Origin of the sequence: Rhizobium esperanzae, from assembly GCF_014197615.1 — a bacterium.
GTDB lineage: Bacteria > Pseudomonadota > Alphaproteobacteria > Rhizobiales > Rhizobiaceae > Rhizobium > Rhizobium esperanzae_A.
On sequence record NZ_JACIFY010000002.1, the window covers coordinates 358,332 to 375,761 of the forward strand.

At 62.4% G+C, this 17,430-nt stretch carries 17 protein-coding genes; 10 read left to right on the forward strand and 7 right to left on the reverse strand.

All coding sequences use genetic code 11. The annotated features are described in order from the left end of the window. The first annotated feature begins 227 nt into the window (after positions 1–227). From GGD57_RS04365 to GGD57_RS04375, 3 genes are all read left to right on the forward strand, one after another. Positions 228–920 (forward strand): hypothetical protein, encoded by a 693-nt coding sequence (locus GGD57_RS04365; protein ID WP_184467179.1) that lies wholly within the window; start codon positions 228–230, stop codon positions 918–920. A gap of 91 nt (positions 921–1,011) precedes the next feature. Then, the gene (locus tag GGD57_RS04370; RefSeq protein WP_184467181.1) at positions 1,012–2,295 is read left to right on the forward strand and encodes an SDR family oxidoreductase; all 1,284 of its coding nucleotides are present in this window, start codon (positions 1,012–1,014) and stop codon (positions 2,293–2,295) included. Then, on the forward strand, positions 2,295–2,771 hold the full coding sequence (locus GGD57_RS04375) for a DUF2269 family protein (RefSeq protein ID WP_184467183.1): 477 nt from the start codon (positions 2,295–2,297) through the stop codon (positions 2,769–2,771). Before GGD57_RS04370 ends, GGD57_RS04375 begins: the two co-directional genes overlap by 1 nt. Here the strand turns inward: GGD57_RS04375 and GGD57_RS04380 are convergent. After that, a complete protein-coding gene (locus GGD57_RS04380) occupies positions 2,763–3,356 on the reverse strand; it encodes a LysE family translocator (RefSeq protein WP_184467185.1) in 594 nt (197 codons plus the stop codon). The genes GGD57_RS04375 and GGD57_RS04380 overlap by 9 nt on opposite strands. Positions 3,357–3,619: 263 nt before the next feature. Here GGD57_RS04380 and GGD57_RS04385 point away from each other — a divergent pair, with 263 nt between their 5' ends. Then, positions 3,620–4,468: an aldo/keto reductase gene (locus GGD57_RS04385; protein WP_184467187.1), complete on the forward strand. Its 849-nt coding sequence runs from the start codon at positions 3,620–3,622 to the stop codon at positions 4,466–4,468. Between the two features lie 80 nt (positions 4,469–4,548). On the opposite strand, the gene ilvN is transcribed toward GGD57_RS04385, so the two are convergent. Next, positions 4,549–5,121, reverse strand: a complete 573-nt coding sequence (gene ilvN, locus GGD57_RS04390; RefSeq protein ID WP_184467189.1) for an acetolactate synthase small subunit — start codon at positions 5,119–5,121, stop codon at positions 4,549–4,551. Positions 5,122–5,201: 80 nt separating this feature from the next. Next, positions 5,202–6,992: an acetolactate synthase 3 large subunit gene (locus GGD57_RS04395; protein WP_184467191.1), complete on the reverse strand. Its 1,791-nt coding sequence runs from the start codon at positions 6,990–6,992 to the stop codon at positions 5,202–5,204. Positions 6,993–7,334: 342 nt separating this feature from the next. Here GGD57_RS04395 and GGD57_RS04400 point away from each other — a divergent pair, with 342 nt between their 5' ends. Next, complete coding sequence (locus tag GGD57_RS04400) at positions 7,335–9,359, forward strand: ATP-binding protein (protein ID WP_184467193.1); 2,025 nt, start codon at positions 7,335–7,337, stop codon at positions 9,357–9,359. Here the strand turns inward: GGD57_RS04400 and GGD57_RS04405 are convergent. Together GGD57_RS04405 and GGD57_RS04410 are read right to left on the reverse strand one after the other, a co-directional pair. Next, entirely contained in the window at positions 9,344–10,258 is a 915-nt protein-coding gene (locus GGD57_RS04405; RefSeq protein WP_184467196.1) for a dihydrodipicolinate synthase family protein, read from the reverse strand. The genes GGD57_RS04400 and GGD57_RS04405 overlap by 16 nt on opposite strands. Positions 10,259–10,278: 20 nt before the next feature. Continuing rightward, on the reverse strand, positions 10,279–10,890 hold the full coding sequence (locus GGD57_RS04410; RefSeq protein ID WP_184467198.1) for a LysE family translocator: 612 nt from the start codon (positions 10,888–10,890) through the stop codon (positions 10,279–10,281). Positions 10,891–11,028: 138 nt separating this feature from the next. Between GGD57_RS04410 and GGD57_RS04415 the strand changes: the two genes are divergently transcribed. Together GGD57_RS04415 and GGD57_RS04420 are read left to right on the forward strand one after the other, a co-directional pair. After that, a complete protein-coding gene (locus GGD57_RS04415; RefSeq protein ID WP_184467200.1) occupies positions 11,029–12,489 on the forward strand; it encodes a PLP-dependent aminotransferase family protein in 1,461 nt (486 codons plus the stop codon). 99 nt (positions 12,490–12,588) lie between these two features. After that, on the forward strand, positions 12,589–13,287 hold the full coding sequence (locus tag GGD57_RS04420; protein ID WP_184467202.1) for a lysozyme inhibitor LprI family protein: 699 nt from the start codon (positions 12,589–12,591) through the stop codon (positions 13,285–13,287). 14 nt (positions 13,288–13,301) lie between these two features. On the opposite strand, the gene miaA is transcribed toward GGD57_RS04420, so the two are convergent. Beyond that, entirely contained in the window at positions 13,302–14,198 is an 897-nt protein-coding gene (miaA, locus tag GGD57_RS04425; protein WP_184467204.1) for a tRNA (adenosine(37)-N6)-dimethylallyltransferase MiaA, read from the reverse strand. Between miaA and serB the strand changes: the two genes are divergently transcribed. From serB to GGD57_RS04440, 3 genes are all read left to right on the forward strand, one after another. Next, a complete protein-coding gene (gene serB, locus GGD57_RS04430) occupies positions 14,197–15,096 on the forward strand; it encodes a phosphoserine phosphatase SerB (protein WP_184467206.1) in 900 nt (299 codons plus the stop codon). The genes miaA and serB overlap by 2 nt on opposite strands. 181 nt (positions 15,097–15,277) lie before the next feature. Next, positions 15,278–15,427, forward strand: coding sequence for a hypothetical protein (locus GGD57_RS29445; protein WP_348645951.1), 150 nt, complete (start codon positions 15,278–15,280; stop codon positions 15,425–15,427). Next, a complete protein-coding gene (locus GGD57_RS04440; RefSeq protein ID WP_281423717.1) occupies positions 15,390–15,692 on the forward strand; it encodes a BrnA antitoxin family protein in 303 nt (100 codons plus the stop codon). The genes GGD57_RS29445 and GGD57_RS04440 overlap by 38 nt, the downstream gene beginning before the upstream one ends. Positions 15,693–15,705: 13 nt before the next feature. Here the strand turns inward: GGD57_RS04440 and GGD57_RS04445 are convergent, their stop codons facing one another. After that, positions 15,706–17,415: a DegQ family serine endoprotease gene (locus GGD57_RS04445; protein ID WP_184467208.1), complete on the reverse strand. Its 1,710-nt coding sequence runs from the start codon at positions 17,413–17,415 to the stop codon at positions 15,706–15,708. Positions 17,416–17,430: the final 15 nt, after the last annotated feature.

Here is a 17,430-nt window from a genome sequence, read left to right on the forward strand (position 1 = left end):
TCCCGAATAGGTTGCCTGATCTTAGGCGCTGGCCGGACGGCCGCCAAGTGCGTTTCCCGTCAAGAGGAGGCCTGGCGAATAGGGATTGGTTAAGCAAACCATCTTTCGCTCCGCCGACATAACCAAACGTTAATGGCTTCATCATCAGATTGCACCGCATGAAAACTCCGACATTCGGCCGAAGAACCACTCCGCACGCCTCTTCCGCCTCCCCTCAGCCGGAGGAAATGGACACCCATGCGCAAAGCGCTGTGCGGGACGATCCACGTCGGCACGAAGCCACCAATCCTTTGCATGGCCCGAGGCTCGTGGCCCGCTCGCTCCTCGACCGGATCCATCAGCAAATGGCCCAAGACGGCCGTTTTCGGAAGATCGATCTACTGGCGGCGCTCGGATCAATCGGCGGATTCTCCTGTGTTCTTGCCGCCCTCAATGTGGCTGAAGCAGGACAATGCCGCGACGGCGCCGATCTCATCATCATTGAAACAAGGGATGGATCTCGCTTTTACTCGGGCAATCTGACGAATGCCTTCCTGCTTGAAAGCCATGATTCACTGCTGGCGCTCACCTATAGCGCCGCCGGAAACCAGGGCGCGGTTCTGTCGCAGGAGACGGTCCTCGATACGTTTCGCCATGTCGCGGCCACCATCGGCGATCCGCAGTTCGGTAAGCCACGGCTGACCGATGGCGACCAGCCCGGCGCCCTGCCCATCAGCTACGTCAGGCGCCTCTGGCCGATCGCTCTGCATGTATTGGATATGAACCATGTCCCGGTCCGACGGCGGCCGTTGGCGATCGGCATGGCGATCGAGCTTGCTTTCGCAATCGACGAGCAAGCAATAGAGCCGCTGCTGGCGGCGCAGATCGTCACCGAATGCGCCGTTCCCATGGCAAAAATCGATCCGCGTAAAATTGCTTGAGGCATCAGGGTCAACATCTATTGTCCTTGCCGAGCATGACGACGGCTCCTGACCCCAAAAAGACCATTTCCGATTTTTCGGTAACCTCCTTATGAATATCCTCATTCTCGGTGCTACAGGCTTTATCGGTTCGGCGGTCGCGGCAAGATTGCTAGAGGATGGTCACGTCATCACCGGGCTTGGCCGTAATCCCGACCGAGCGCGCCTCCGTCAACCCGACATCCGCTGGATCAGCGCAAATCTGGCTAAGATGACTGTTGCGGCCGACTGGACGTCGGTGCTTGAAGGCCAGCAGATTGTCGTCAACAGCGCTGGCGCCTTGCAGGACGGCCTCTTTGACGACCTTGCCGCCACGCAGAAAAGCGCGATGATCGCGCTGCAGGCAGCAGCGCGCATGGCCGGCGTGAAGTTGATCGTCCAGATATCGGCGCGCACTGACGGCGCCGGTCGTGACCAGCCCTTTTTAGCAACCAAGCGCGCCGCCGACTTGGCGCTTGCCGCAAGCGGCATCCCCTACGTGATACTGCGCCCAGCGCTAGTGCTCGGCCGAAACGCCCACGGCGGCACGGCACTGCTGCGTTCCCTTGCTACTTTCCCCCTCTTCCTGCCACTCATCCATGCCGACAGCCCGGTCGAAACCGTGGCCGTCGAAGATGTCGCCGCCGCAGTCTCAGTCGCAATCTCTGGTACACTCCCCTCCGGCAGCGATATCGAACTGGCGACCGAAGAACGGCACACGCTCGCGAGTCTCGTCAAACTCCACCGCGCCTGGCTCGGCCTGCCGGATGCACCAGTCATTTCCATTCCGCCCGATCTTGCAAGGCCGGTCACATGGCTTGCGGATATGGCCGGTCATGTCGGTTGGCGCTCGCCGCTACGCTCCACCGCCATGACCGTCATGTCCGAAGGTATCAGCATCGATCGCGCGCCACCGTCAGGCCTGACGACTCTCTCCGCGGCCGCAACGCTCTCGGCCAATCCCTCCGGCGTGCAGGATCTCTGGTTTGCCCGCCTCTATCTCCTGAAGCCGCTCGTCATAGCAGGCCTCTCCGCCTTCTGGCTGCTCTCCGGCCTGATCCCGCTGCTGGCGCTGGGGAAGACATCGGCTCACTTCCTGCCGTTCATGCCCGAGGCGGCGGCAACGACGTTGACGCTTGCGACCTGCCTGATCGACGCGGCACTCGGCACCGCCGTGCTTGTCCGTCCGCTCGCCAAACGCGCCCTCCTCGGCATGCTGGCCGTGTCTGTCGCCTATCTCACCGGCGCCAGTCTGCTCGAACCGGCGCTCTGGCTCGATCCGCTCGGCGTCCTCGTCAAGGTGCTGCCGTCGATCCTGCTGACGCTGACGGCCCTTGCCACCCTGGATGAACGCTGATGCTCGAGGAATTGCTGCTGCTTGCCCATGTCGTCGGTGCGACCGTGCTCTTCGGCACCGGCGCCGGCATCGCCTTCTTCATGGTGATGGCACACCGGACGCGTGATCCCGTGCTGATCGCCCATGTCGCCGCAACCGTCGTCATCGCCGACACCGTCTTCACGGCGACCGCTGCCCTTCTCCAGCCGGTGACCGGTTATCTTCTCGCCCGCATTATCGGCTGGGAGCTGTCGGAAGGCTGGATCGCCTTGTCGCTGCTGCTTTATGTCCTGACCGGCCTGTTCTGGCTGCCGGTCGTCTGGATCCAGATCCGGCTGCGCGATCTCGCCCGCGCCGCTGTGGCCTCGTCAAGCCCCTTGCCGCGGGCCTATTTCAGCCTCTACCGCATCTGGTTCGCCTGCGGCTTCCCGGCCTTTTCGGCCGTCGTCGGCATTCTCTGGCTGATGCTGACGAAACCGTCGATCAGCCTATTTTAACATCGGCCAGAGGCTCGCCACCAGCAGCACCGCCATGCTGATATTGAACCATTTCAGCCGTATGGGATCGGAAAGCCATTCCCGGAGCGCCGAGCCGAAACCCGCCCATGTCGAAACGCTGGGAACATTGACCGCCGCAAAAGCCAGACCGACGATCAGCACGCTGACGAGATAAAGCTGCGGATTGGTATAGGTCGCCATCGCCGTCACCGCCATCACCCAGGCTTTCGGATTGACCCATTGAAAGGCCGCCGCCGACACAAAGGACATCGGCTCTGTGCCGCTCCTGCCTTCGCTGAGCGACCGCGAAGAGGCGATCTTCCAGGCAATCCAGACGAGATAGGCGCCGCCGGCAAATTTCAGCGCCGTATAGACCGCCGGCATCGTATGCAGCAGCGCGCCGAGCCCGAGGCCGACCCCGAGGAGCAGCGAGAAAAACCCGGCACCGATGCCGAACATATGCGGGATCGTCCTGCGGAAACCGAAATTCACGCCCGAGGCGAAGAGCATCATATTGTTCGGCCCCGGCGTGATCGACGTCGTGAAGGCGAACAGAACGAGGGCGAGAAACGTATCCAGCGGCATGCGACCTCCCGAAGCCGGCTTTTCCAGCAGCCCGCTTTATTTAGGTCAGCATAATTGCCCTAAATCGCCGATGCCATTGCATCATTGTCATGGTGACAGGATTACTTGAAAGTTAGCGGCACAGCCCAATCTCCTGTCGAGAACAGGATGATTTTAGGCCCGTTGGCCTAAAATCTGAATCCTGTTCTCAATTAAAGAGTTAGAGCATGATGTCGTCCGAAAACCGCGCACACTTTTCGGCATCATGCTCTAGGATCAAGACCATGCAGGACGACCCTATCCCATCGATCACATTCCCGAACGGCGCGGAAGTGCCCGCACTCGGCCAGGGAAGCTGGGCCATGGGCGAGGATGCCGGCCATGCGAGCGCCGAAATCCAAAGCCTCAGAGCCGGCATCGATCTCGGTATGACGCTGATCGACACCGCCGAAATGTATGGCGACGGCGGCGCCGAGGAGATCGTCGGCGAGGCGATCAAGGGACGGCGCGACGAGGTCTTCATCGCCAGCAAGGTCTATCCCTGGAATGCCAGCCTGAAAGGCACGGTCGAGGCCTGCGAGCGCAGCCTCGAACGGCTCCGTACCGATCGTATCGATCTCTATCTCCTGCACTGGCGCGGCAACTATCCGCTCGCCGAGACGGTCGCCGCCTTCGAAATGCTCAAAGCATCCGGCAAGATCGGCTCCTGGGGCGTCTCCAACTTCGACACCGATGACATGGAGGAACTGCTCGGCGTGCCCGACGGCAGCAATGTCGCCGCCAACCAGGTGCTCTACAATCTCTCCCGCCGCGGCATCGAATTCGATCTTTTGCCCTGGTGCCAGAGCCGCGACATTCCCGTCATGGCCTATTCCCCGATCGAGCAGGGACATATCCTCCACAATGCGGAACTGATCCGCATCGCCAAGGCCTATCAGGCAACGCCCGCCCAGCTGGCGCTTGCCTTCCTGCTCGCACGCGACGGCGTCATCGTCATCCCGAAGACCTCCAATGCCGAACGCGTTCGCGAAAACCGCGACTGCATCTCGCTTGATATCACCGATGAGGACTGGGAGGCGCTGGACATTGCCTTCCCGCCGCCGGCAGGGAAAAGGCCGCTGGAGATGCTGTGAGCGCCAGCGGCTCGCGATTTCCTCTTCTCCCCGCTGGGGAGAAGAGGATATGCCGTGCCGTTTCCGTTCCTAATGCGGACTCACATCCCCTGCGCGCCGCGGTTCATAGCGGCAATACCGGTGCGGCAGACCTCGATCAGGCCGAGCGGTTTCATGATCGCCACGAACTGATCGATCTTCGACGACTTGCCGGTGATTTCAAGAATGAAATGACCGACCGTCGCATCCACCACCTTGGCGTGGAAGGCGTCGGCGAGGCGCAGCGTCTCGGCACGCATCTCGCCCTCGCCGACCACCTTCACCAGCGCCACCTCGCGCTCGATCGGCCGGTCCTGGCCGAGTTCGCGAGCGCGCACCGTCAGGTCGACGACGCGATGCACCGGCACGATGCGTTCGAGCTGCGCCTTGATCTGCTCCAGCACGTGAGGCGTGCCGCGCGTGACGATAGTGATGCGCGACAGATGCGCCTGATGCTCGGTCTCGGAGACCGTCAGGCTTTCGATATTGTAGCCGCGGCCGGAGAACAGGCCGATGACACGGGCAAGGACGCCGGGCTCGTTGTCGACGAGAACCGAGAGCGTATGGCTCTCGATCGCCGTCGTTTCCGGTGAGATGAAATAGGCAGAGCCCGTGGGCTGAAGGTGTGCGTTCATGGTCCTAGGTTTCCTCTCGCCGCATAACCCCGAAAATCGGCCACGATTTTCGGAAAGGAATTATGCGCAATTATTAAGTCTTAGACGAGCTGACGGCCCTTGGCGTCGATCGCGTTGGCGACCGCTTCGTCGGTGGCTTCGTCGGGCAGCAGCATTTCGTTATGCGCCTTCCCCGAGGGAATCATCGGGAAGCAGTTGGCGAGATTGGCAACGCGGCAATCGAAGATGACCGGCTTCTTGACCTCGATCATCTCGATAATGGCGTCGTCGAGCTCATCCGGCTTTTCGCAGCGCAGGCCGACCGCGCCATAGGCTTCCGCCAGCTTGACGAAATCGGGCATCGCCTCGGTATAGGAGTGCGACAGGCGGTTGCCGTGCAGCAGTTGCTGCCACTGGCGCACCATGCCCATGTACTGGTTGTTCATGATGAAGATCTTGATCGGCGCATCGTATTGGATCGCCGTCGACATTTCCTGGATGCACATCTGGATCGAGGCGTCGCCGGCAATGTCGATGACCAGGCTTTCGGGATGGGCGATCTGCACGCCGAGGGCTGCCGGCAGGCCGTAGCCCATCGTGCCGAGGCCACCCGAAGTCATCCAGCGGTTCGGTTGTTCGAAGCCGAAGAACTGTGCTGCCCACATCTGATGCTGGCCGACTTCGGTCGTGATGTAGGTATCGCGGTCCTTGGTATGCGCAAACAGCCGCTCCAGCGCATATTGCGGCATGATGACATCGTTGTTCTTCGTATAGGCGAAGGAATTGCGCGCCCGCCAGCGGGCGATATCGCTCCACCAGCCTTCCAGGCGGTTTTTCTCCGGCTTCTTCGGCAGCGCCCGCCACAGGCGGACCATATCTTCGAGGACATGGCCGACATCGCCGCGAATGCCGATATCGACGCGGACGTTCTTGTTGATCGAGGAAGGATCGATATCGATGTGGATCTTCTTCGAGTTCGGCGAGAAGGCATTGAGACGGCCGGTGATGCGGTCGTCGAAGCGGGCGCCGATGCAGACCATGACGTCGCAATCGTGCATCGCCATGTTCGCCTCGTAGGAGCCGTGCATGCCGAGCATCTTCAGCCAGTTCTTGCCGGAAGCCGGATAGGCGCCGAGGCCCATCAGCGTCGAGGTGATCGGGAAATCGGTGAGATCGACCAGCTCGCGCAGCAGCTTGGAAGCTTCGGGGCCGGAATTGACGACGCCGCCGCCGGAATAGATGATCGGACGGCGCGCATTCGCCATCATCTCGATCGCCGCATGAATCTGGTTGAGGTCGCCCTGGATCTTCGGCTGATAGCTCTTCTGGATCGCGTAATCGGCGGGCGGCGTGTAGGTGCCGGTCGCAAACTGCACGTCTTTCGGAATATCGACGACGACGGGGCCCGGACGGCCGGACTGGGCGATGCGGAAGGCCTCGTGAATGATGGCGGCGAGCTGGTTGACGTCCTTGACCAGCCAGTTGTGCTTGGTACAGGGCCGGGTGATGCCGACCGTATCGCATTCCTGGAAGGCGTCGGAGCCGATCAGCGGGGTCGGAACCTGACCGGTCAGGCAGACGAGCGGGATCGAATCCATCAGCGCATCCTGCAGCGGCGTGACGGCATTGGTGGCGCCCGGACCCGAGGTGACCAGCATGACGCCGACCTTGCCGGTGGAGCGGGCATAACCTTCGGCCGCGTGGCCTGCGCCCTGCTCATGGCGGACGAGGATGTGCTTGATCTCGTCCTGCTGGAAGATCTCGTCATAGATCGGCAGGACCGCGCCACCGGGATAGCCGAAGATATGTTCGACGCCATTGTCCTTCAGCGCCTTGAGAACGATCTCCGCTCCCGTCATCCGATTGCCTGCCGCCTGATTGTCCGTGGTCATCTGTCTTTTCCGTTTGATGCTGGGATTGCGTTTGTGGCCGGAAGCCCGAATTTCGGGCATAAAAAAAGGCCCCGGAGGAGCCTGTCATCTAGCGCATGGGTGGCTACCGCCGGATGGTTACACCATCCTGCCCATGCGCTTTCCCACCACGATAAGAGCCGTTGCGATTTTCATGGTCGGAAGTGATAGACAGAAAATTTCGCAGCGTCAACGCATGCCGCAATAAAAAACTGCCTGCGCGCACGAGCCTCCCGAAATCTCCCAAGCCCCGAAAATCCATAGGCTGAAGGATTTGTTAAAGGATGGACTTTATCCTTGTCCCCTATTGCAGGGAGTAGCCCGTTGCTCAACAACGACTTGCGCGTGTCTGGCAAGGCAGGCGAGCACGATAGACGCGATGGCCATGCGCCAGGAAATCGCTTTCTCGGCCGCGTCGTCGCATGCAGCGGATCGCGGGCGACGATCGCTGCCGTCGCCGAACAGGGCGGCACCGATCTCACCGAACTCTGGTCCGTCGGCCGGCTGATTTCGATCAGCGTCGGCCGCAACCGCGTCGTCGCCCTCGTCTACTCCATGAATACCGGCAGCCATGCCTGGGGCGAAGGCGAGGACAATTATTTCAAGATCGAGACGGAGCTTCTCGGCGAAGTCCGCGTCGACGAGGACGGGAGCGAGGAATTCTCGACCGGCATCTCGCGTTATCCCTATCTCGGCGCCATCGCCCACCGCATCCGCTCCGCCGACCTGATGCGCATCTATGATGCCGGAGAGGGCACGACCGCCGTCATCGGCAAGCTGACGCAGGACGAAAGCATCGACGCGGCGATCCACATCCCCTCGATGCTCTCCAAGCACTTCGCCGTCGTCGGATCCACCGGCGTCGGCAAGTCGACGGCCGTGTCGCTGCTGTTGCACAAAGCGATCGCGGCAGATCCAAAACTGCGGGTGCTGATCCTCGATCCGCACAACGAATTCGCCGCCGCCTTTCCCAACCACGCCGTCACCATCGACACCGATACACTCGACCTACCCTTCTGGCTGATGCGGCTGGAAGAATTTGCCGAGGTCGTCTTTCGCGGCCGCCCGCCGGTGCCGGACGAACTCGACATGCTGCGCGACATCATGCCGGAGGCCAAACGCGCCTTCCGCGGCAGCGACAATTCGCTGGTGCGCCGCACGACGGAAAAGAGCTCGATCACCGCCGATACACCGGTTCCCTACCGCATGGCCGATCTGCTGGCGCTGATCGACGAACGCATCGGCCGCCTGGAAGGCCGCGCGGAAAAGCCTTTCCTGCGCTCGCTGAAGATGCGCCTCATCGCCGCGATCAACGATCCGCGCTATCACTTCATGTTCTCCAACAACACGATCAGCGACACGATCACCGAGACCATCGCGCAGATCTTCCGGGTCCCCGGCGAGAACCGGCCGATCTGCACCTTCCAACTGGCCGGCATTCCCTCCGAGGTCGTCAATTCGGTTGCCTCGGTGCTCTGCCGCATGGCTTTCGAGGTGGCGCTGTGGAGCGAGGGCGCCATCCACATGCTGGTCGTTTGCGAAGAGGCCCACCGCTACATCCCCTCCGACCCCAGCCTCGGCTTCGTGCCGACGCGCCAGGCGATCGCCCGCATCGCCAAGGAGGGCCGCAAATACGGCGTCTCGCTCGGCATCATCACCCAGCGGCCGGGCGAACTCGACCAGACGATCCTGTCACAGTGCTCGACGCTCTTTGCCATGCGCCTTGCCAATGACCGCGACCAGGAAATCATCCGCTCGGCCATCCCGAACTCGTCGATCTCGACGACGAGTTTCATCTCCTCGATCGGCAACGGCGAGGCGATTGCCTTCGGCGAGGCGATCAGCGTGCCGATGCGCATGCGCTTTTCCCGCGTCGACGAGACCCTCCTGCCGAAGGCGAGCAACGCCAACAACAAGCACAGCGAGGAAGATCCGGATAGCGTCGATCTGCGCAAGATCGTCACCCGCATGCGGGCGGTAACCGTCGGACCCGACATTTCGAATTTCCAGCAGAGCCTGGCCGCATCCGTGGTGGGCTTCGAAGGGGCCGATGATGCCGAAGAAGATCTCCGCGACAAGCCCTATGCCCCGCCTGCGCCATCTGCTGCACCGCTCGAATCCTACCGGCGCGAACTGCTGCCGCAGGCGCCGCGCCTCGACCCGGCCGCGCCGCCCGCCATAGATCCCCGGCTGGATGCGCTGCGTCGCGAGATGCGCCGCGAAGAACCGGTCTTTCCCCGGCCCGCTCCGCCGACCGACCAGCCGGCAATCACCCGCCGCGAGCCCGGGACGTCGCTGCGCGAAAGCATCCTGAAAAAACCGCTGAGCAGCCTTTACAACAAGGATTGATGCTCCTGCGCGATCAGCGGCCGGGCGGCTTCGAGCACGCGCTGCCGCTCCGCCGGCCCAAGCGACAGCAGCGGCCGCGGAAGCTCTGCCGGGACGTCCAGGAGATGTTCGGCCAGCGTATAGACCACGCGGATGCTTCCAAATTCCTTGAACATCGCCCAAAGCGGCTGGAGCAGATCGTCGAGCCGGCGCGCTTCGCCGGCCTCGCCCGCCATCGCGGCCTTGGTCAAGGCTAGGGCTGTACGCGGCAGCAGGCCGCCGATGACGCTGTACCAGGCGCTAGCGCCTGAAGACAGCGCTTCGGCTGCGCCCCAGTCGCCGCTATATCCGACCGCGAGATCGGTCTTTTCCCGCAATGCCGCGAGCTCGCCGGCAAAATCGCCGTCCACCGGCAGAGGCATCTTCACTGCCCTGATCGTCTCGATCTCCGACAGGCGCTGCAGGAGGTCACGGCTGAAGGTGAAATGCGTCGTGCCGGGATTGTTGTAGATGCAAAGCGGCAGCTTCGCCGCCTTGGTGACCGCCAGGAAATGCTCGTAGGCTTCGCCCTGGGTCAGCGGCGTATAGGACACGGGCGCCAGCAGAAGCGCATCCGCACCGGCGGCTTCGGCATCCCTCGCAAGATCCTCGGCATGGTCGGTCCGCAGAGCGCCGACGCCGACGAGGATCGGAACCCGCCCTCGCACGCATTCGACCGCCGCCCTGACCGCCCGCAGCCGCTCCTCGCGCGTGAGATAGGCATAGATCCCGGTGCTGCCGAGAAGGCCGATGGAAGCGACATCAGCGTCGCACAGGCGTTCCAGCAGACGGCCGAGGGCCTCGGTATCGACCCGTCCATTCCGATCGGCAGGCGTTGGCGGAAAGGCCGAGAGGCCATGAAACGGAGACGTGGCAGACATGATGCGATCCTGAAAAACGATCAGTGGGAAAACAAGAGACGCGATCCCGCGCCGGCGAAGAACAATGCGAGACTTCCCTCGATCCAGCGGCGTGCACGCGCATAACCGCGCACCATCGGCGCCGTCGAGAAGAGTACGGCATACCCCGTGAAGATCGAAATCCCGAGCAGCACGCAGCCACCGAAAGCCATGACAGCCGTTTCAGGCGAAGCGCCGGGCTTGAGGCCGAGCGACATGATCGCGACCCAGGCGAGCACCGCCTTCGGATTTCCGAGATGCATCAGAATCCCACGACGATAGAGCGCGCCAAACTCAGCGGCAGGCCGGACGAACTCGCTTGCCGGCGCATCCCGAACTGCCGAGCGGGCGGCTTTCCAGGCGAGCCAGAGAAGATAGAGGCCGCCTGCGATCTTGAGGAATAGCAGCGCATGGGCATAGCGCACGAGCAGCGTCGAGATGCCGGTGACCGCGATCAGACCCCAGCACGTCGACATGGTAACGACCCCGGCGGCAAGGACGAGCGCAGGTCGGCGCCCCCGGCTCATCGCCACGTTCATGATCGCCATATTGCTTGGTCCGGGGCTGCCGGCAGCGATCACATAGGCGATGTAGACGACGATAAGATCCTGCATCTGCTTTTTCCCGAAGTTCAACCGGTGGCGCATGGGCACGGCCCCGATTGGGGGCCCCCGTCAATCCGCTTTCTTCTCCTTTAAAATTGGTTCATCATGAAGCGCCATTTTCCGAGAATTCCTATAGACCATTTAGTTATGTCCAAACGGCGCAGCACTATCGAAATCCCGTCGCTCAATGCGATCGATCGAACCGCCCATGTCGGCCGCCAGCTGGCGCAGGCGCTCCGAAGCGCAATCGCCGGCGGCGAACTGAGACCGGGCGAACGCCTTCCCTCGACGCGCAGCCTCGCGGCCTCCCTGAAGATCGCCCGCGGCACTGTCGTCGAAGTGTTCGATCAGTTGACCGCCGAAGGTTATCTCGAAGCGCGGGTCGGGGCAGGAACCCGCGTTGCCGCGGCACTGCTGGACACAACGCCCGCGCCTGCGCCGGCAGCGCCGCCGACCGCTGATACCATTGACCTGCCTGCGCCGGCCGCCCGGCTGATGGCGATAGCCCGTGCGCTTGCCCCTCACCCACCCGTTCCCTTCGCCATCGCTGTCCCGGCTTCCGGCATCGCGCCGGACGACAACTGGCGCCGCCTCGGCAATCGTGTGCGCGCGTCGAGACAGGCCGCACCCTCCGGTTACCACGACCCTATGGGTGTGCTCGAACTCAGGATCGCCATTGCCGACCACGTCCGCCGCGCGCGGGCCGTCCGCTGCGAGCCGGAACAGGTCATCGTCACGTCAGGCACGCAGCAAGGCCTCTATATGGCGGGCCGGGTCCTTCTGTCCCGCGACGATCAGGTATGGGCCGAAGACCCGGCCTATTCCGGCCTGACGGCGGTGCTCGACGATCTCGGCGTAAAGACGCACCGTCTGCCGGTCGATGCGCAGGGGATGAACGTGGAACACGGCCTCGAGCTCTACCCCCAGGCGCGCGCCGCATTCGTCACCCCTTCACATCAATATCCGATCGGCATGCCGCTCAGTATGGCCCGTCGCAATGCCCTGATCGCCTGGGCCGATCAAAACCGCGCCTGGATCGTCGAGGACGATTACGACAGCGAACTGCGTTATGCCGGGCACCCGTTTCCTTCGATGCAGGGGTTGCGTCCGTCACGTGTCATCTATCTCGGCACCTTCAGCAAGGTGCTTTTTCCCGCGCTGCGCCTCGGCTATGTCATCGCCCCTTCCCCGCTCGCAGAAGCCTTCGCCGGCGCCCGCGCCATTCTCGACCGGCATTCGCCGACATCGGAACAGCATGTTCTGGCGGCCTATATGAGGGAGGGTTACTTCGAAGCACACATCCGGCGCATCCGCGGACTCTATGCCGAACGGCGCGCCGTCCTGCTGGCAGCACTCGAGCAGGCCTTGCCTGAGGGATGCCGCGTTCAACCGAGCGACCAGGGCATGCATATTCTCCTATGGCTGCCGGAAGGAGCCGACGATGTCAAAATCGCAGCCAGCGCCCTGTCGGCCGGCCTCGCGGTCCGCGCAATCTCACGGATGTATGCCGCGCAGCCGGCGCGCCCCGGCCTTATGCTCGGATTCGGCGGATTTCCGCCGGAGCAGTTGCAGGCGGCAGTCGGCGAACTCGTCAAGCTGCTGATCTAATCCCCGCCTGAACGAAAGCTTGCTGCGCCGAAATCGTGAAAATCGTAACCGATCCGCAATGACGATATCGGAGACTGCCGACCTTCAGGGAGAGCCGTCATGAGATCCATCTTGCACATCATCGTCGTCTGCGGCGCCGGCATGCTTTTCACCACAGCCGCAGAAGCTGCCGGCTTCGACTGTTCCAAGGCGAGCAGCGCCGACGAAAAGATCGTCTGCGGCGACAACACGCTTTCTCGCCTCGATGAACTTTTCAACGAACGTTATGCCGCAACGAAAAAGGCATCGCCCGATGAGGACATCGTCCATACGGCCCGCAATTTCCTGGCTGATCGGCACGATTGCGGCGGCGACAAATCCTGCATTCTAAGCGCCTATCTCGCCGTCCTCTGGGAAATCTCGCCCGACAAAAGCGATTTCATGGGAGGAATTTCGGCCCGATCCCTGACAGGCAGCCGATTGCCCGAGACCTCTGCGATCCCTGAAAAAGTCGGGCAATGCGCGGCCACGACGGTCCTCGAGGTTCATCCCCGTGTCGACAATGGCGGTGCGCCGGCTACGGATGCGGACTTCGACAGCGGCACGGGTATCGACTATGCCAATGATGGCTACCAGGTCTCTTATAACAGAGAGGAAGCGCTGATCGGTTCGAAATCAGGCGATCCCGTCACCATGTGCCTGGTCGAGATCGATCGAGATTGCAGCCCCGATGAGAGCGGGCGGTTGTTCCTGGTCACCAACGACCGCACGCGCGAAAGCTGGATCCTGCCCGACGCCCAGCACAAGTGCGGCGGCTGACGAATTGCGGCCTGCTAGATGGCCAGCCGCTCCCAGCTCTCGTCCATCTGATTGCGGAACCAGGTCATTTGCCGCTTGGCATATTGCCGCGTCGCCGCAGCTCCCTTTTCGATCACCTCGTCGCGGGTCATCTCGCCCTTCAGCATCGCCGCGACCTGCGAAACGCCGATCGCCTTCATCACAGGCGCCTCAGTGGGCATCTTAAGCGCCAGCAGCGCCCTCACCTCATCCTCCGCGCCTTCGCGCAGCATCTTTTCGAAACGGCCGTTGATGCGGGCATGCAGCACGACCCGCTCCGGCAGCACGACGATCTTGCGGGCCTCGGCGGCATCGATCACGACAGGTCCTGACCGCCCCTGGAAATCGGCGATCGACCGCCCCGTCGCTTTGACCACCTCCAGCGCCCGGACGATGCGCTGTCCGTCCTGGCGGTTGAGGCTTGCCGCCATGGCGGGATCGGCCTCGGCGAGCTCCGCATGGAGCCCGTCCGGCCCCTCCTCCGCGAGCCGCGTTCGCAACTCTTCCCGCAGTGCCCCGGGAATCTCGGGCATGTCGGAGAGACCACCGGTCAGCGCCTTGAAATAAAGCCCGGTGCCGCCGACGAAGATCGGCAGCTGTCCGGCGGCCCTGAGCTTCGGCAAGAGCGCCGAGACATCGCGCAGCCAGGCCCCGGTCGAATAGGCCGCACCCGCCGGCACATGTCCGTAGAGATGATGTGGCACGCCCTGCATCTCCTCTTCCGACGGGCGTGCGGTCAGTACCCGCAGCGTGTCGTAGACCTGCATGCTGTCGGCATTGACGACCGCGCCTCCGTGACGCCTGGCCAATTCGACGGCGAGCGCGGACTTGCCGCTGGCGGTCGGCCCGGTTATCAGGATCGCGTTCACTGTGCTCAGAAGGTTTTCCATCATGGCCCTCGTTGCCACGCTTGTTGCCAATCCGTCAAATCCCGTGCTGACACCCAAGATCGCCGAACAGGCGGCCGAGGCGGTCAATGCTTCCGGCCTCTACTGGCTGGCCGACGGCATCGCCTGCGATATCGCCCTGCGTGACGGCACCGATGCGCAAGCGGCCGAAGCCAATATTCTTGCCGTCATAGCGAGCGTACCGATCGACCTCGTCATCCAGGAGCAGGAGACCCGTCGCAAGAAGCTGCTGATCGCCGACATGGATTCGACCATGATCGGCCAGGAATGCATCGACGAATTGGCCGCCGAAGTCGGCCTGAAGGAGAAGGTTGCGACCATTACGGCCCGCGCCATGAACGGCGAAATCGCCTTCGAACCTGCCTTGCGGGAGCGCGTCGCCCTGCTGAAGGGCCTGCCGATATCCGTCGTCGATGAGGTGATCGCCAAGCGCATCACGCTGACATCAGGCGGCCCGGAACTGATCGCCACCATGAAGTCGAAAGGTCACTACACCGCGCTGGTCTCCGGCGGCTTCACCGTCTTCACCAGCCGAATTGCCGCCACTCTCGGCTTTGACGAGAACCGCGCCAACACGCTGCTCGAAGACGGCGGCATCCTCTCCGGCTTCGTCGCCGAGCCGATCCTCGGGAAGCAGGCGAAGGTCGATGCGCTGAACGAAATTTCGGCGCGCCTCGGCATTTCGCCGAACGATGCGATCGCCGTCGGCGACGGCGCCAACGATCTCGGCATGCTGCACCTCGCTGGCTCAGGCGTCGCTCTCCACGCCAAGCCGGCAGTCGCTGCCGAAGCGCAGATGCGCATCAACCACGGCGACCTGACCGCGCTGCTCTATATCCAGGGCTATCGGAAGACGGATTTTGTTTATCGACAAGCCACTTGAAACTTACATATTTGTACGTACAATTTTGTAGGATATGGCGTGCCGCGCTTTGAATGGAACGACGAAAAGAACCGCGTCAACAAGGCCAAGCACGGTGTGTCCTTCGACAGCGTGTCTGATTTGAAATGACCCCCAGTATCTCCTCATTCCGGACGCGGTTTATGATGGCGAACAAAGATGGATGGCGATCGGAGTCATAGGTTTAGTGACTGCACTGGTCGCCGTCCATGTCATCCATGATGCTGAGGATGAAGAGACGATGCGAGTGATCAGCGCTCGAAAGGCAACGCCGCATGAAAGAAAACGATATGAGCAAGCGACCGTTGACTAACGAGCAACTGGCCGAACTCCGGACACTGGAGAACCTTCGCGACGAGGATATCGACACCAGCGATATTCCTGAGATCCGCGACGAACAATGGCGCCTCGCTCGCAAGGGCAATTTGTACCGGCCGCTAAAACAATCAGTCACCATCCGCCTGGATGCTGATATTCTGGACTGGTTCAAGGACCATGCGGGCGGTCGCGGCTACCAGACGGATATCAATGCCGCTCTACGCACGCACGTCGCCAAGTATCAAAAAAGGAGCGGCTAACCGCTCCTTTTGCTTACTCCATCGGCACAGCCACGAACCGTAGGTCGCCATTCGCCGATGCGATCATCAGTTGGGCGTTGCGGCGGCCCTCCTGCTTCAGCGCCTGCACCTTGGCGGCGACCGCATCCGGTGACTTCATGAACTCCTGCGCCACCTCGACGATCACGTCGCCGGGCTTCAGCCCTTTTTCGGCCGAGGCGGAGCCCGGCGTCACTTCGGTGACGACGACGCCGTCGACGCTCTCGGCAATTCCGAAAGCCTTGCGCGTCTCGGCACTTAGAAGCGAGAGCGACAGCCCGAGCACGTTCCTCGGCGTGGCCGCATCCGGCGCCACCTGGCCCTTGTGCTGGTCGGGTGTATCAGGCGCCGGCTGCGCCTGGTCGCCGCCGTCGGGCTGGTCCATATCGTTGTTCTCGCCGGGATCCGGCGTAATCACGCCATCGTCCTGCGAACCATCACCATCGCCGGGTGCCGCCGCCTGATCGCTGTCTTCCAGCCGGCCAAGCTTCACCTTGACGGTCTGTTCCTTGCCGTCGCGCAGCACCACCACGTCGACTTCCTTGCCGACCGTGCTTTCCGCCACGACGCGCGGCAGGTCGCGCATTTCGCTGACGGTCTTGCCGTCGAATTTGAGGATGACGTCGCCCGCCTTGATCGAGCCGTCGTCGACCGGTCCGCCCTTGATGACGCCGGCGACCAGCGCGCCCTTGGCGCTGTCGAGCCCGAGGCTGTCGGCGATATCGTCGGTCACCGGCTGGATGCGCACACCGAGCCAGCCGCGCCGCGTCTCGCCATATTCGCGCAATTGCTCAACGACGCCGGAGGCAAGTTCCGAAGGCACCGAGAAGCCGATGCCGATCGAGCCGCCGCTCGGCGAAATGATCGCCGTGTTGATGCCGATCACCTCACCCTTCATGTTGAAAAGCGGACCACCGGAATTGCCCTTGTTGATCGCCGCATCCGTCTGAATGAAGTTGTCGTAGGGGCCGGCATTGATGTTGCGGCCGCGCCCGGAGATGATACCCACCGTCACCGAACCGCCGAAGCCGAACGGGTTGCCGATCGCCATCACCCAGTCGCCGATGCGCATCGTGCTGGAATCGCCGAATTTGACCGATTTCAGCGGCGCCTTCGGCTCGACCTTCAGCACCGAAAGATCCGTTTTCGTATCCGTGCCGATCAGCTTGGCCTTGAGTTTCGAACCATTGGCGAAATTAATCTCGATGTCGTCGGCGCCTTCGATCACATGGTTGTTGGTGACGATATAGCCTGTCGGATCAATGACGAAACCGGAGCCGAGCGAGCTGACATTGTGGTTGCCGCCCTTGTTGCCCTGCTGTTTGTTGAAGAAATCGTTGAAGAATTCCTGGAACGGCGAGCCGTCGGGCGCACGCGGCGCCGGGCCGGCGCCCTCGTCGTCCTTCACATTCTGCGAGGTCGAGATGTTGACCACGGCATCGAGCAGCCCCTCGGCAAGATCGGCAACCGAAGCCGGACCGTTGCCGGGCACTCCGGCTTGCATCGGCGCGGTCTGCTGCGGTGCGGCGGGTGCAGGCGGCGCCAGCACGGGAGCAGCCGGAGCCGGTGCAGCAACCCCGGGCACCGTCGTCTCAGGCGCGGCCTGCGCATAGGCGACCCCATTCATGCCGGCATGCGCAAGAATTGCAGCGCTGGCCATAAGCGCGAGCGTTCGTCTGAAGGGCGAGCGATTCGTGGGGGCCATCAAGCTTCCTCATAG

Excerpts from the sequence above, each read along its gene's own strand:
- GGD57_RS04365 (WP_184467179.1), top strand. The coding sequence starts at position 228 with ATGGACACCCATGCGCAAAGCGCTGTGCGGGACGATCCACGTCGGCAC.
- GGD57_RS04370 (WP_184467181.1), top strand. The coding sequence starts at position 1,012 with ATGAATATCCTCATTCTCGGTGCTACAGGCTTTATCGGTTCGGCGGTC.
- GGD57_RS04375 (WP_184467183.1), top strand. The coding sequence starts at position 2,295 with ATGCTCGAGGAATTGCTGCTGCTTGCCCATGTCGTCGGTGCGACCGTG.
- GGD57_RS04380 (WP_184467185.1), bottom strand. The coding sequence starts at position 3,356 with ATGCCGCTGGATACGTTTCTCGCCCTCGTTCTGTTCGCCTTCACGACG.
- GGD57_RS04385 (WP_184467187.1), top strand. The coding sequence starts at position 3,620 with ATGCAGGACGACCCTATCCCATCGATCACATTCCCGAACGGCGCGGAA.
- ilvN (WP_184467189.1), bottom strand. The coding sequence starts at position 5,121 with ATGAACGCACACCTTCAGCCCACGGGCTCTGCCTATTTCATCTCACCG.
- GGD57_RS04395 (WP_184467191.1), bottom strand. The coding sequence starts at position 6,992 with ATGACCACGGACAATCAGGCGGCAGGCAATCGGATGACGGGAGCGGAG.
- GGD57_RS04405 (WP_184467196.1), bottom strand. The coding sequence starts at position 10,258 with ATGTCTGCCACGTCTCCGTTTCATGGCCTCTCGGCCTTTCCGCCAACG.
- GGD57_RS04410 (WP_184467198.1), bottom strand. The coding sequence starts at position 10,890 with ATGCAGGATCTTATCGTCGTCTACATCGCCTATGTGATCGCTGCCGGC.
- GGD57_RS04415 (WP_184467200.1), top strand. The coding sequence starts at position 11,029 with ATGTCCAAACGGCGCAGCACTATCGAAATCCCGTCGCTCAATGCGATC.
- GGD57_RS04420 (WP_184467202.1), top strand. The coding sequence starts at position 12,589 with ATGAGATCCATCTTGCACATCATCGTCGTCTGCGGCGCCGGCATGCTT.
- serB (WP_184467206.1), top strand. The coding sequence starts at position 14,197 with ATGGCCCTCGTTGCCACGCTTGTTGCCAATCCGTCAAATCCCGTGCTG.
- miaA (WP_184467204.1), bottom strand. The coding sequence starts at position 14,198 with ATGATGGAAAACCTTCTGAGCACAGTGAACGCGATCCTGATAACCGGG.
- GGD57_RS29445 (WP_348645951.1), top strand. The coding sequence starts at position 15,278 with ATGGCGATCGGAGTCATAGGTTTAGTGACTGCACTGGTCGCCGTCCAT.
- GGD57_RS04440 (WP_281423717.1), top strand. The coding sequence starts at position 15,390 with ATGAAAGAAAACGATATGAGCAAGCGACCGTTGACTAACGAGCAACTG.
- GGD57_RS04445 (WP_184467208.1), bottom strand. The coding sequence starts at position 17,415 with ATGGCCCCCACGAATCGCTCGCCCTTCAGACGAACGCTCGCGCTTATG.